Origin of the sequence: Massilia sp. Root418 (genome assembly GCF_001425265.1) — a bacterium.
Taxonomy (GTDB): domain Bacteria; phylum Pseudomonadota; class Gammaproteobacteria; order Burkholderiales; family Burkholderiaceae_D; genus Rugamonas.
In genome coordinates this window covers 457,456-470,943 of the sequence record NZ_LMEC01000020.1, presented here as the reverse complement: position 1 = coordinate 470,943, position 13,488 = coordinate 457,456, and the positions used below count along the sequence as shown (strand labels likewise).

Annotated in this window: 10 protein-coding genes; 6 read left to right on the top strand and 4 right to left on the bottom strand. The window is 66.4% G+C overall.

Going from position 1 to position 13,488, the window contains the following annotated elements; all coding sequences use genetic code 11:
* Nucleotides 1-47: 47 nt before the first annotated feature.
* Nucleotides 48-1,838, bottom strand: a complete 1,791-nt coding sequence (locus tag ASC94_RS14540) for a sensor histidine kinase KdpD (RefSeq protein WP_056395963.1) — start codon at nt 1,836-1,838, stop codon at nt 48-50.
* A gap of 193 nt (nt 1,839-2,031) precedes the next feature.
* On the opposite strand from ASC94_RS14540, the gene ASC94_RS14535 reads away from it, so the two are divergent.
* The gene (locus tag ASC94_RS14535; RefSeq protein WP_056395961.1) at nt 2,032-3,504 is read left to right on the top strand and encodes a M12 family metallopeptidase; all 1,473 of its coding nucleotides are present in this window, start codon (nt 2,032-2,034) and stop codon (nt 3,502-3,504) included.
* Between the two features lie 3 nt (nt 3,505-3,507).
* Here ASC94_RS14535 and ASC94_RS14530 read toward each other — a convergent pair whose 3' ends face one another.
* The 3 genes from ASC94_RS14530 to ASC94_RS14520 all read right to left on the bottom strand — a co-directional run bounded on the left by ASC94_RS14530 (nt 3,508) and on the right by ASC94_RS14520 (nt 10,090).
* Nucleotides 3,508-5,703 (bottom strand): TonB-dependent siderophore receptor, encoded by a 2,196-nt coding sequence (locus ASC94_RS14530; RefSeq protein WP_056395959.1) that lies wholly within the window; start codon nt 5,701-5,703, stop codon nt 3,508-3,510.
* 133 nt (nt 5,704-5,836) lie between these two features.
* The gene (locus tag ASC94_RS14525; protein WP_157201453.1) at nt 5,837-9,397 is read right to left on the bottom strand and encodes a pectinesterase family protein; all 3,561 of its coding nucleotides are present in this window, start codon (nt 9,395-9,397) and stop codon (nt 5,837-5,839) included.
* Nucleotides 9,398-9,472: 75 nt separating this feature from the next.
* Nucleotides 9,473-10,090, bottom strand: a complete 618-nt coding sequence (locus tag ASC94_RS14520) for a PEP-CTERM sorting domain-containing protein (RefSeq protein WP_056395954.1) — start codon at nt 10,088-10,090, stop codon at nt 9,473-9,475.
* Nucleotides 10,091-10,434: 344 nt separating this feature from the next.
* Between ASC94_RS14520 and ASC94_RS14515 the strand changes: the two genes are divergently transcribed.
* The 5 genes from ASC94_RS14515 to ASC94_RS14495 all read left to right on the top strand — a co-directional run bounded on the left by ASC94_RS14515 (nt 10,435) and on the right by ASC94_RS14495 (nt 13,473).
* Nucleotides 10,435-10,935: an RNA polymerase factor sigma-70 gene (locus ASC94_RS14515; RefSeq protein WP_056395951.1), complete on the top strand. Its 501-nt coding sequence runs from the start codon at nt 10,435-10,437 to the stop codon at nt 10,933-10,935.
* A 92-nt stretch (nt 10,936-11,027) separates the two neighbouring features.
* Nucleotides 11,028-11,249: a DUF4880 domain-containing protein gene (locus ASC94_RS14510; RefSeq protein ID WP_056395948.1), complete on the top strand. Its 222-nt coding sequence runs from the start codon at nt 11,028-11,030 to the stop codon at nt 11,247-11,249.
* A 106-nt stretch (nt 11,250-11,355) separates the two neighbouring features.
* Nucleotides 11,356-11,622 (top strand): hypothetical protein, encoded by a 267-nt coding sequence (locus ASC94_RS14505; RefSeq protein ID WP_056395945.1) that lies wholly within the window; start codon nt 11,356-11,358, stop codon nt 11,620-11,622.
* Complete coding sequence (locus ASC94_RS14500) at nt 11,612-11,881, top strand: hypothetical protein (protein WP_056395942.1); 270 nt, start codon at nt 11,612-11,614, stop codon at nt 11,879-11,881. Before ASC94_RS14505 ends, ASC94_RS14500 begins: the two co-directional genes overlap by 11 nt.
* Nucleotides 11,878-13,473 carry a PepSY domain-containing protein gene (locus ASC94_RS14495; RefSeq protein WP_056395939.1) on the top strand — a complete coding sequence of 532 codons (1,596 nt, stop codon included), beginning with the start codon at nt 11,878-11,880 and terminating at the stop codon, nt 13,471-13,473. The genes ASC94_RS14500 and ASC94_RS14495 overlap by 4 nt, the downstream gene beginning before the upstream one ends.
* The last annotated feature ends 15 nt before the right edge of the window (nt 13,474-13,488 follow it).

Here is a 13,488-nt window from a genome sequence, read left to right as displayed (position 1 = left end):
CTTACCGCAATTCGGGCGCGGCGAGATACGCGAATTGTCACGCGCGCTCACTGTGCGGCGGCGGTCGCCTCGCGCATGTCGTGCAGGGGCAGGCGAATCACGAAGCGGCTGCCCTGGCCGGGTCCTTCGCTGTAGGCTGCCACGCTGCCGCCGTGCAGTTCCACGATCTTGCGCACCAGGGCCAGGCCCAGGCCCAGGCCGCCGTCGGCGCGGTCCGGCCGGCGCACGCCTTGCGAGAACAGGTCGAAGATGCGCGGCAGCAGGCCGGCCTCGATGCCGCTGCCGTTGTCGCTGACCGTGAGCAGCAGGTCGCCGCCGTCGCGCACGGCTTCGACCAGGATGGCGGACTGCGGCGGCGAATACTTGATGGCGTTGGCCAGCAGATTGGCCAGCACCTGCACCAGCCGGATCGCGTCGCCGTTCACCCACAGGTCTTCCGTCATCGGCGCCACCGCCAGTTGATGGCGCTGGCCGGCGGCCAGGCTGCCGGTCTGTTCCACCGCGCTGGCGATCACGGGCTGGATGCTGAGCGGCTTGCGGTCCAGCGAGATCAGCCCGCGCGTCACGCGCGACACGTCCAGCAGGTCGTTCACCAGGCGGTTCATATGGCTGCTCTGGCGCGCAATCACCTCGCTGGCCTGGCGCAGCTGCTGCTCGCTCAGGCCGGGCATGGCCAGCATATGCGCCGCCACGCTGATGGGCGCCATGGGGTTGCGCAGCTCGTGGCCCAGCATGGCCAGGAATTCGTCCTTGGCGCGGTTCTGCGCGTCCGCCACCTCGCGCGCGTGCTGCGCCTGCACCAGCAGCCGTTCGCGTTCGGCGGCCGCCTCGGCCAGCAGATGGGCGGCCTGGTAGATGCTCTCGCCCAGCTCGTCCACCTCGGCAATCCCGGACGGGGCCGGGCGCAGCGGCGGGGCGGAACCGATGGCGCCCGCCGCCGCGCTGGTCTGGCCGATGGCCTTGGCAATGCGCGCGCTGATGGCCCAGGCGGTGGCCACCGCCAGCAGCAGCGCCATCAGCAAGCCCAGGCCGGACAGCAGCGCGATGCGGCGCGCGTTGCCGTCGATGCGTTCCTCGCTGGCGGTCACCACCACCCACCAGTTGGACATGCCGGACGACGCCAGCACGGCATAGCCGCCCTCCGGCAGGGGCACCAGGCCGTTCTGCCCGGAGCGCATGGCGGCGGCAATGGCCGGCGGCGCCTCGGCGCCGATGAGCGCGCCCGACCGGTTGGACTGGATCAGCTTGGCCTTGCTGTCGTAGATCAGGTAGGTGGTGCCTTCGTTGTCCGGCGGCGGCAGGGCCTTGACCATCTGCTTCGCCTCGAAGGCGTAGGCCATCACGTACTGGCGGTCCTCGGCCAGCGAGAACGGGTATTCCAGCGCCACCATAGGCCTGCGCACCACCGGCCCGGTCATCAGGTCCGTGACGGATACGCGGGTGCCGGCCAGCAGTTTGCTGATGCGCTCGCGCTCGGCGCGCGTGTCGGGCAGCACGGTGCCGACCGGCATGGCGGTATTCACGCGCTGCTGGCCGTTGGCGTCGTACAGCACCAGGATGGCGCCGCGGCCGTTCATGATCGAGTGGGCTTTGGCGTCGAAGGCGTCCATCTGCTCGGCCTCCAGCTTGCTCGAGGCGCTCAGCGCCCGCATCAGGCCGGACGCCTCGTTCCATTGCGCGTCCACCGCCACCGACGTGGCGCGCGCCGCCTCCTGCAGGCTGCGCACGCCCGCGTCGCGTTCGGCGTCTACCAGCCGCGCGAGCGGGGCGGCAAAGAACACCACCACAGGAACCAGGGCAACCGTGATGGTCAGGGCGAGCAGGGAACGAACCTTCATTGCGCGACGGAATTATTCTAAAAGCAACATTATATATGACACGAGCACAATTCCCTGGCGTTGCTTCAGCGGAATCCTCGACGGTGGCGGCCAGGCGTGTTGTGTTTACATTATTTTTCTGCCTTGTGACCTTTAGAGAGAATTATTGCCGCACGGTTGAGGCAGAATCGGGCCTTGCCATCAGAGGTCACCCATGAAGAAATCCCGGTTTTTGTCATTTGCCCTGTTCGCCTCGGCCCACGCCCTGGCGCACGACAGCTTCCCGCAGCAAATCCAGGTGAACCGGCTGGTCGATGAAGCCGAGCGCAACAGCTCCAAGCTGAATTTCCTGGCTGACCGCAGCCGCAGGCTGGGCGTGTCCACGGACCTCATTGAGCGGGCCAGCGGTACATTCTACGACAGGTATCGCTGGACGAAAACCAAGCTGAGCGTTTGCTTCTGGAATGGCACCGAGGCGCAGCAGCGGGAAATCATGGACCTGGCCGAGGTATGGCACGCGGCCGTGCCGAGAATCGAGTTTGCGTTCGAATCCGGCGGCAAGGTGAGGATGTGCCAGCTTTCCGACCTGTCCAGCTACAAGCTGATGGCGGACATCCGCATCAACCTGGACGCCGGCGACAAGCGCGCCTTGTGGAACCAGCAGGACATACCGGTGAAGAATGGCGACTGGTCCTACGTGGGCAAGGCGGTGTACCAGAATACCGCCTTCCCCACCACCATGAACCTGGTCGGCGCGCTGCGTGCCAAGAAAGAAGGGCTGATGACGGGCTATGTGTTCAACGTCCGCCACGAATTCGGCCATGCCCTGGCCATGGTGCATGAACACCAGCGCAAGCTGTGCGACGGGTGGTTCAATATTCCCGCCATCGCGGCGTCCCAGGGCTGGAAAGTCGAGTATGCGAAAGCGCAGATCGGCTCACTGGGCGATACCGGCAACACCTACTTTTACGTGGGCGGGTATGACAACAAGTCCATCATGCAGTACAACTTCGCGCCGAGCTGGTACGCGCCGGACCGGAACGGCCAGAAAAATCCATGCCGCCGCGATGAGGACGTGGACGATTTGTCCGAGCTGGACAAGATCTCCGTGGCCCAGATTTATGATCCCTCGCTGAACGACACCGCCGAAAGGAAGGCCTACGTCGAGAAGCTGGCGATCGGCTTCGCGAAGCAGGCGGAAAATACCGCGCAGGCCGAACCGAGCGCGCAGGAAAAGTCGCGCGCGGAGGCGTCGTTGAACAATTTCGGCGAGAAGGTCCGGGTACCGGAACGGATCACCATCCAGGTGTATCCGCACAAGGTGGACCAGGACATCGTGCTGCAGGCGGTGTCCAACCTAGGGTATCCACTGAAGGACAGGTCCGGCCAGCGGATCAGGACCATTTCCAAGAATCCCACGCCCTCGCTGAAGGGAGACCCGACCACGACCGTGCTGTACACGGCGGACGTGTCGGACATAGACGCGCGCTTCGTGGCGGCCAATCTGCTGAGGGCTGGCATCGCGATTAAGAGCATACAGCAGTACTACCCAACCAAGACCAGCAATTTTGCCAAGCGCGACCATCTGATACAGATCGGTGCGGACGTGCGCGACAGGAACCGGATGGCGCTGACCTACGACGACATCATGACCCTGCCGCTGCCCATGTTCGGCAAAAAACAGTAAGGTTTAGAACTTCATCTCCAGGTTGGCCTGGAAGCGCGCCGAGCCTGGGGAGCGGCTCCAGGTGCGGCTGCCGCCGTTGCTGTCCATGTACTGCGAGTCGTTCACGTTGTCCTCGCCCAGCGCGTTGCTGACGGCCAGCCGCAGCTGGTAGCCGGGGCGCAGCTTGACCAGCAAATAAGCTTCCAGCTCGCGCCGCGCCTGCAGGCGGCTGCTCTGCTGCTCGGAGATGCGCACCGGGCCGCCCTGGCGGTAGGCCAGGCTGGCGCCGGCGCTGTACTTGTCTTCGCGGTAGTCGGCGCCCAGCACCACGCTGAGCGGAATCTGCTGGTCCAGCCGGTTGTCCGGGCCGGGCACGGAGTCGACCCGCGACCAGTTGCGGTTGGCGCTGGCGCGGAAGTCGAAGCCCGGCGCGTCCGGCATGATGGCCTTGAGTGGGAACTTCAATTCCACGTCCAGCGAGCGCACGGTGGCGTTGCCGTCGTTGAGGGGCTGGATCAGCCAATAGCCGCGCCCGTCCTGGGTGAGCTTGCTGCGGATATAGTCCGAGATCTTGCGCTGCGAGGTGGCGACCGAGAACACGGCGCCGGGCGCGAAGAAGTGCTCATAGGTGAGGTCCACGCCGGTGGCCAGTTCCGGCTTGAGATCGGGATTGCCGCTGTAGTCCGGGTTGAAGCGGGTGTTCAGGTCGGACTCGTAGCGGCGCGCGCTGAGCTGTCCGGTGTTGGGCGCCTTGAAGGTGCGCGTGAGGGCCAGGCGCAGCTGGCGGCCGCTCTTGTCCGGGAATTTATAGAGGGTCTGCGCCACGGGGCTGAGCACGCGGTTGCGCGATTCCGTGGTGCGCAGGCCGGTGCCGGAACTGTCGGTGTTGATGGTTTCCCAGCGCGCGCCCAGGTAGACCGACCAGTCCTTGCTGAGATTCCATTCGTCCTGCGCGTACACGGCAACCTTGGTCACCACCGGGTTGAAGGCTTCGTCGATGCGGTCCGGCGCCACGCCGATGACGCCTTCCACCCGGCGGTTGCTGTCGTCCGAGCCCTGGCGGCTGGCTTCCCAGCCGGTGGACAGCGCGTGGCCGTCAAACAGGGTGCGCGTGTATTTCCCGCTGGTGCCGGAATGCGTGAACTGCGACTCGGTGGTGGCTTCGCGCAGCAGCACGGTCCTGCGGTCCGCCGTGTAGGAGGTGGAGCGGCTGGCACCGTCGGAGTTGGCGCGGCCGATGTTGGCCTTGGCGTCCAGCTTGCCGCCGGCGATTTTCGCCACCCAGTTCACGTCCACGTTGCCGTAGCTGGAGCGGTTGCTGCCTTCGGCCTGGCGGTCCACGTAGTCCGGCTGGGGGAAGCTGCCGATGCGGTTGGCGGTCAGCGTGCCCGAGCCGTAGCCATAGCGCTGCGACTGGATGTATGCGCTGAGATTGAGCTGGTCGTCGTTTTCCAGTTTCCAGTTCAGGCGCGGCGACACGCCCACCGAGCTGGAGTCATTGCTCTGGCGGGTGGTCTTCTCGCGCAGTTGCAGCACCTGGCCGGACGGCGCGGTGAACTGCTCGGTGCTCTGGTTGGGGTTCTTGCCGAGGAAGCGGGTGGCCATGCCGTTCAGATACCAGGACAGCCTGCCGTCGCGGTCGGCCAGGGTGCCGTTGATGAACAGGTTGCGCTGCTGCCCGGAGCGGGCGGTGTTGATGCGCAGGTCGCGCTGCGGCTTGGACACCACTTTTTTCAGGACGATGTTGATGCTGCCGGCAATGGCCTGCATGGAGTGCTCGGCGGTGGCGGCGCGCACCACTTCAATGCGCTCGATCTGGTCCGGCGCCAGGGTGTCCATGGTGAAGCCCGGCGGCGGGCGCTCGCCGTTCACCATGATCTGCGTGTAGCCGTTGCCCAGGCCGCGCATGCGGATGGCGTTGCCGATCACCGTCACGCCGGGGGCGCGTTTGAGCACGTCGAACACATTGGTGTCGCCGTACTTGATGATCTCTTCGTGGTTCATCACGGTCTTGCTGGCCGTGTCGTCGCGGCGCGCATCGTATTCCTCGGCGCTGCCCTTGACTTCGACCTTGGTGATGGGCGGGGCGGCTTCCTTGGCAGCTTCTTTAGCAGCTTCCTTGGCGGCTGGCCTGGCCTGGACTGGCTGTTGTGCGAGGGAGGCGGAGGCCGTTCCGAGCAGGGCGGCCGCCAGGGCGATGGGAGTGAGGCGCAAATTCATTTCGGGGGCTCGGATTTTGCAAACCGCGCAATTATTATCCGAGCCTGCCAAATTGGCAACATTCTTTTTGTCGCAACGCCGAAATGCTCACGCCGGTGATTGAAGGGGCGGCGCGCGGCCGCCCCCGGACTGCTTACGGCTGCGGGTCCCAGCCGGCGTTGCTGTTGAAGGCGCCGAACACCAGCGCGCGGGTGGCGAAGCCTGCCGCCACGTCGCCTGCGCTGAGCTGGAAGCCGCCTACGCGGGTGGCCAGGTTCAGCGGGTTACCCGCCAGGTCGGTGGTGCCGAACTCGCGCCAGCCGCTGACGGCGGTGGGCGTGACCGGGTTGGGCGCGGGCTGGCCGTTTACGCCCTGGCCAGCCCAGCCGGCTGGGGCGACGTGGCTGTCCATCTTGCAGTTGATGAAGGCGATGTTATCCCAGGTGGCGGTGCCGCCCGGGCTGCGCGCCAGCCAGGTGGCGCCGTTTGGCACGTCGCCGTGCAGCGGGCCGGGGCCGGGGCCGTGCGTCAGGCTGCTGTTCAGGAACACGAAGCCCTTGTCGGTGGCGGCGGGCACGCGCGCCTGCAGCACGTAGCCGCCGCTGGTGGTACTGGAGGTGTCGCCCACGGAGCGGATTTCGCTCTCTTCAAACAGCGCCGCGCGGCTGCCGCCCCAGATGAAGTCCACATTGCCGGCCACCAGCGTGTGGTAGAACCAGGACCAGCCTTTCAGCTGCAGCGTGTCCTGTTCGCTCAGGAAGGCGGCGTTGACGGCGGTGAGGCGGCCGGCGTCGTTGTTGAAGTAGAGGGTTTCGGCCTGGCCTGAAATCGCGGACGAGCGCAGCGTGCTGTTGCGCAGGGTGAGCGTGTCCAGGCGCAGCAGGTCGGACGCTTCCACCAGCATCACCGAGCGGCCGCCGGAGGGCGCGGTGGCGGCGCCCGGCGCCTGGCTGGCACCGGAGCCGCTGTTCAGCGTTTCGTGGTTGGTGTACTGGATCACCACGCCGTCGCGGCTCTCGCCCTTCAGGGTCACGTTGTCCTTGTTGCGCAGGTAGAGCAGCTCCTGGTAGATGCCGTTCCTGATGCTGATGGTCACCGGCGCGGCCTTGGGCAGCTCCTTCATGGCGAAGTTCAGCGCGGCTTGCACGGTGTTGAAGTCGCCGCTGCCGTCGGCGGCCACGGTCAGCGTGGAGGAGGCGGCGGGCGGGCCGGAGCGGGTGGCGAAACTCCAGCCGCTCAGCTTGCCGATGCCGACGAAGGGAATGCCGCCCAGCGTGCCCACCACGGTGCCGTTGGAAATGGCCGCGTAGTACTCGGTGCCGTAGGCCAGGCGGTTGCTGTGCGGGCGCACGGTGAGTGTGTTGCCGCTGATGGTGACGGGCGTGCTGTTCACCTTGCGGATGGCGGCCTGGCCGGCGTAGCCGATTTCCTCGGTCTCGCCGCTGATCTTCACCACGTCCACCAGCGCGTCGTCCACCTTGCGGAAGATGCGGATGGTGCCGCCGGTGCCCAGCGTGGGCGGGCTGTCGAAGGTCAGCTGCAGGGCGGCGTCCACGTTCACGCCTTCCTGCTGCGCGGCGGGGCTGGCCACGCCGGCCAGGCCGTAGGTCTGGGTCGGCTGCACGAACTGGGCGGCAATGGTGGCGGCGATGCCGCGCTTGAGCGTGGGGTCGGAATCGCTGGTGACGGTGATGTTGGCCGTGCCGGCGCCAACCGGGGTGATGGTCAGCGTGCCGCCGTTCACGCCCACGGCCACCACGGCCGGATTGCTGGAGCTGGCGCTATACTCGTCGGCCGTGCCGTCGGCCTTGACGGCGGTGACGGCAATTTGCAGCGGCGCGTCGCCCGCTTCGGCGGCGTAGGTGGTGCCGGACGGGTTCAGGGTGAGCTGGGCCGGTTTCAGCGCCGGGTCGCCGATGCGCACATCGTCGATCTGGAAGGATTTGTTGGCCGTGTACAGGCCCACCAGGCCGCGCGCGCTGAAGGCGGTGTCGGTGATGCTGCCCAGCGATTCGCCGTCCAGGTAGATGGTGAGGGTGCTGCCGATCATTTCAAAGCGCACGGTGTAGAACTGCGCGTCCATGTTGATGGGCTTTTTCACCTGCTTGGGCCGGCTCAGGGAGTTGTTCAGCATCTTGGCGATTTCCACCTGGGTGCTGGCGGTGGAGCTTTGCACGTTCAGGCCGCCGCCATACCAGTTGGTGGCGTTCACGTAGCGCGTGATGAGGTAGAGCTGCTTGTTGCCGGTGGTGCCGTTGGTGAGCGGCTTGATGCGCGCTTCGACGAAGTAGTCGCCGGACGGCACGGCCGCCATGGCGCTGGACTTGAGCAGGGCCAGCACGCCGCCGGTGCTGGCGGCCGTGTACTGCATCACCTTGTTGGTGCCGCCCACGGTTTCGGCCTTGACGGAGAAGCTGCCGTTCGGGCCGGCCAGCGGCAGCAGGTCCCAGTTGGCGCTGCTGCCGTTCTGGAAATCGTCGCAGAAGTACAGGCCGGTGGCCGGGCAGGTCAGCGTCAGGCCGGGATCGACCGACACGTCGCCGGTGCCGGTGATGGCGGTGGTGAGCTTGCCGCCGCCGGCCTGCGCCAGCGCGTTGGCTTTCACCAGCGCGACAGGGCGCGGGCTGAAGGCGTAGGGCGGGGTCCAGGCGGCGGTGGCGGCAACCGTGCAGCCGGCCAGCGGCGCGCCGTTGTGCAGGGAGCCTGTGTCCTTGAAGGCGCCGGTGGGCGTGCCGCCGGGGTTCTTCACGATCTCGCCGCAGTTGCTGGTGCCGGCGATCTCGAACACGTTGGCGTTGGAAAGGATCTTGGCGTTGTAGCCGGCCCCCACGCTGTAGTCGTAGCCGTAGATGGCTTCCGATTTGCTGCCCACGAAGTAGTTGTTGAACAGGTGGACCTGGCCGTAGCGCACGCGCGGCGAGCGGCTGGTGACGTCGCGGAAGACGTTGTTGCTGAAGGTGACGCGCAGCTTGCCCTCGTCGGCCGAGGCGCTGTCGCTGGAGCCCACCAGGTTGGTCTTGTGGTGCTGCGTGAAGACGTTGTAGGAGGCGGTGACGTAGTCGGAGGCGTTGGTGATGTCCAGCGCGCCGTCGTGGCACTGCTTGATCTTGCCGTTCTCGATGGGCAGCAGGTTGTCGGTCACGGGCACGTCGGTGAAGGTTACATGGTCCACCCACACGTGGTCGGCGCCGGAAACGGCAATCGCGTCATAGGCCGAATTCCAGTTGCCGGTTGCGCCGTCGGTCGGGTCCCAGATGGGGCCCACGTCGCACGGCGCCACGATCTTCAGGTTGCGGATGATGACCTGGCTGATGTTGGTGACCTGGATGTGGCCATTGACGATGCCGGCCCCGGCGCCGTCGCCGATCAGCGTGGTGTTGGGCTTCATGCGGATCAGGCCGCGCGCGGCCTGGTCGCCGGTGTTGGCGTAGGGGATGCCCTCGCTCATGTCCACCGTGCCAACCAGCTTGATGATCTTGGGATTGTTGCCGCCGTTGTTGAGGGCGGCGAGCAGTTGCGCGCGGTTGTTCACCGTGTAGATGTAGCTGCTGATGGCGGCGGAACCGCCGGCGGTGCCGCCGGCCTGGCCCGCCCAGCCGTCGGCTGGTGCGGCCTGTCGGGCGGGGTCGATGGCTGCGGCATTGAGGAATGGCGGCGCCGTAACGGCGAGCAGCATCCCAAGGCATAGCGCAGCCTTGAAACGAAGGTGTCTCATGTGTGCTCCTGTGTCAGGAATCGATATATTTATAGGGGTGCTTTAATGTGCTTGCCTGGCAGTGCTTAGCAGTGCTTAGCCGGGCGCGCGCCTGCGCCGTAGCAGCGCGATGGCCCCCGCGCCGGCCAGCAGGATGGACATGCTGCCCGGTTCCGGCACGGCTGCCGCGCCGGCCGTTTCTATGCTGGCGGTGACGGGCGTGAAGTCGCCGTTCCACGCCAGCGCACCCAGGTTCAGCCCGAGCGCGGTGCCGCCGTCCAGGATGGAGAACACGGGCAGGCCGCTTACCGCGCTGCCGTCCAGCAGCCTGAAGGCGGTGATGGGCGCGGCCAGGGTGCTGCTGAAGTCGAAGCGGAAGCTGTAGGCGCCCGGGTCGAGCGGGGCGCCGCTGTTGTTGTAGATGGCGAGGGTGCCGTCGGCGCCGAAGTCGAAGGCGAAATTGAAGTCGGTGCTGAGGAATTCGGCGTAGACGCCAAGCGGATCGAGCGCACTGCGGTTGCCGCCCGGCGAGCCGGCGTAGCCGTCGTCCAGCCCCAGCATGGCGGCGCCCGCGCCGTTGTAGCTGGCGGTGATGACGGCGTTCTGCAGCGGCAGGACGGTGGCGTGCGCCGCGGCCGGAACGGCCATGGCGGCGGTGATGGCGCTTGCAGCAAAGGCTGCGCGCGCCAGTGTCTCCCATGTTGTTTTTTTCATGTGTGCTCCTGGATTGTGGGACAGCTGTGAAGAGCAGCAGCCGGGCGTGCCGGCACGCTGTGGGGGACACCTCGCGTGTCCGGTGCCGTTTTGACGAGGGCGGGGAAAGGGCGTGCCGAGGTCTCTGCGGGAGATCGTTCAAATTGCACTTTTGGTCTAACTGATTCTACTTTGGCCTGACCAATATTTCAAGGCGGACTGGCCAACCTTTTTTAAATAGTCGCGCACGATACAAGAAATTTAACAGTTTGATTGCAAAAAACGACAGATTGCTCCATCATCATTGAATGAGAATAGTTCTCATTCAACAGTTCGCTCCCCCAACCCCTGACTGCATTTTCTCAATGACAACTGGTATCGAAATTCGTCAACAATTTATTGCTTCCCGCCCTCAGCTTCGCGACGCCGCCGCCCGCATTCTCGGTTGCCGCCAGCGCGCCGAGGACGTGGTGCAGGACGCGTTTCTGAAACTGGCGGACGGAATAGAGGAGCTGCATGTGAAGAACACGCTGCCCTATCTGTATCAACTGGTGCGCAACCTGGCGATCGACCGCTACCGCCGCAGCAGCTTCGAGGCGCAGGTGTTTTCCTGCGAGGAGGAGGGCTTGAACGTCGGCTCGAACGCGGCCTCGCCGGAAGCGCACGCGATCCACACCCAGCAGCTGGTGCTGGTGGCGCGTGCGCTGGCCACGCTGCCGGAGCGCACGCGCGCCGCTTTCGAGCTGCACCGCTTGGGCGGCAAGACCCAGCGCGAGGTGGCCGAGCAGCTGGGCATCTCGACCACCCTGGTCAATTTCATGATACGCGACGCCATGCAGTGCTGCCGCGACGCCCTGCGGACCTGAGTGGGACTTGATAGCGGGCCGGTTATAGTCTGTTGCTATAATCTGCGGGATTTGCCGGCCCCGGCACGCTTTCGCAGAGTGAGACCCCGACCATGGATGCAACCAACCCCGCTGACCAGCACTGGCAGACCGCAATGGACTGGCTGCTGCGCCAGCATGAAAGCGACCTGGCGGCGCAGCAGGACGGCGCACCGGCGGCGGCGCCCGCCGGGCTGGCTGCATGGCTGGCTGCGGATCCGGCGCACCGGGCGGCCTTCCAGGAAGCCAGCCGGGTCTGGCTGCTGACCGGCCTGGTGCCGCCGTCCGGCGGCTAAGTCGTACTCTCCCATAGCAAATCGGCAAAATTTAACTTTTACTGAGAATAGTTATCATTTAATATCCCGATTATTGAGAATAAGTCTCATTTAATCGGGGTGTGCAATGAACTGGATCTGTATCGGCGTGGCGTGTGCCGCCGCGCTTTGTCTTTACCTGGCGTCGCCGCACCAGGCGCTGTGGCGCGCGCTGCCGCTGTCGCCGGCCTTGCTGCGCTGGCTGTCCCTGCCGCTGGCGGTGGCCGCGGTGCTGCTGGCGAGCGCCGAGTATGGCTTCTGGGCTGCCGTATTCATCGGCTTGTCCGGCCTGATGCTGGCGCTGGTGGCGCTGCCTTGCCTGGACGCCTGGAACAGGGGGCGCCATGTGGGGTAAATCCTTCGCCGCCGCGCTGCTGGCGCCGCCGCTGGCGGTGGCCCTGGTGGGCCTGGCCGCGCTCATGAGCAGCAACCAGCAGCGCGACACGCTGCCGGCGCTGCTGATGTTCTTTCCGATATGGGTGGGGCTGATGGCGGCCGCCTTCCTGTTCAGGTCCGGCGCGCGCGCCTGGCTGTGGATGGGCGGCGCCACGGTGCTCGGCTTCGGCCTGCTGTACGCGCTCAAGGCCAGTGGCCTGGTCAGGATCGCGGCATGAAGGCGTCCACACTGCGCACCTATATTTCGGTGCACACCTGGGTCGGGCTGGTGGCCGGCTTCGCGCTGTTCATCGCGTTCTATACCGGCGCCATCACCATCTTCACCAAGGAGCTGCATACCTGGGAGACCCCGGCCGCGCAGCGCGCCGCCATGGAGTCGCCGGCGCGCGCGCAGGAGCTGATCGACGCGGTGCTGCGCCGGCACCCGCAGGCGAAGGAGTCGTTCCTGCTGCATCTGCCCACGCTGAACGAGCCGCGCCTGGAACTGCACTGGGACGAACACGCCAAGGACGGCAGCGAGACGGAGCACGAGTTCCGCCTGGCGCCGGACGGCGCGCTGCTGGATGCGAAGCCACAGTCCGAACTGTCGCACTTCCTGTTCCGCCTGCACTACACTGCGGGGCTGCCGGCCAGCTGGGGCATCTATGTGCTGGGCGTGGTGTGTATCCTGTACGGGCTGGCGCTGGCCACCGGCGTGGTGGCGTATGCGCCGGCCTTCCTGAAGGACCTGTTCGCGCTGCGCATCGGGAAGAACCTGAAGCGCATGTGGCAGGACGCGCACAACGTGGTGGGCATCCTGTCGCTGCCGTTCCACATCATGTTTGCCTGGAGCGGGGCGGTGCTGGCGCTGGGCGTGCTGCTGCTGGCGCCGTTCCAGTTCCTGGTCTTCGACGGCAAGCTGCTGGAGCTGATCCAGCCGGACATTTCGGCAGCCAAGCCGGCCATCGCCGCCGGCGTGGCGCAGCCTGCGCTGCCGGCCGGCGAACTGCTGGCGCGGGCGCGGCAGGCGGCGCCCGGCATGGAGGTGGAGTTCGTGCGCTACCACCATGCGGGCGACGCCAATGCGCAGATTGAGGTGTATGGCAGCGTCGGCCAGCGCACGCTGGCCAGCTCCGCCGCCGTGGTGCTGAAGGGGACCGACGGCGCCGTGCTGCGCGTGAACGCGCCGGACGGCTACAGCCCCGGCACCAGCTTCCTGCGCGGCCTACAGGCGCTCCATTACGGGAATTTCGGGCACGCGGCCGTGCAGTGGGTGTACTTCGTGCTCGGCCTGGCCGGCGCCTTCCTGTTCTATAGCGGTAACCTGCTGTGGATAGAGGCGCGCCGCAAGCGCCAGGCGGTGCAGCAGCCGCGCAGCGGCAAGCTGATGGCGCAGGCCACGCTGGGCGTGTGCCTGGGCTGCGTGGCCGGCGTGTCGGCGCTATTCCTGGTCAACAAGCTGTTCCCGGCGGCGCCGGGCGAGCTGCCGTTGTGGGAAGAGCGCGGCTATTACGCGGTGTTCCTGCTGTCGGTGGCGTGGGCCTTCGCGCGGCCGCCCGCGCGCGGCGCCTACGAACTGCTGGCGCTGAGCGCCGGGCTGACCCTGGCCATTCCGCTGGCGCAGTGGGCGGCCAGCGGCGTCAATCCGCTGCTGTCGCTGTGGCGCGGCGAGTGGGTGGTGGCGGGCGTCAACCTGGTGTCGCTGCTGGGCGGCCTGGCGTTCTGGAAAATGGGCCGTGCCGCGCTGCGGCGCGGGCGCGAGGGCGATCCATGCAGCGTGTGGTCGCTGCGCAAGGTGCCGGCCGCCGCCGAGCAGCAGCGCGCCGCTTAAACTTTCGGCCACGTC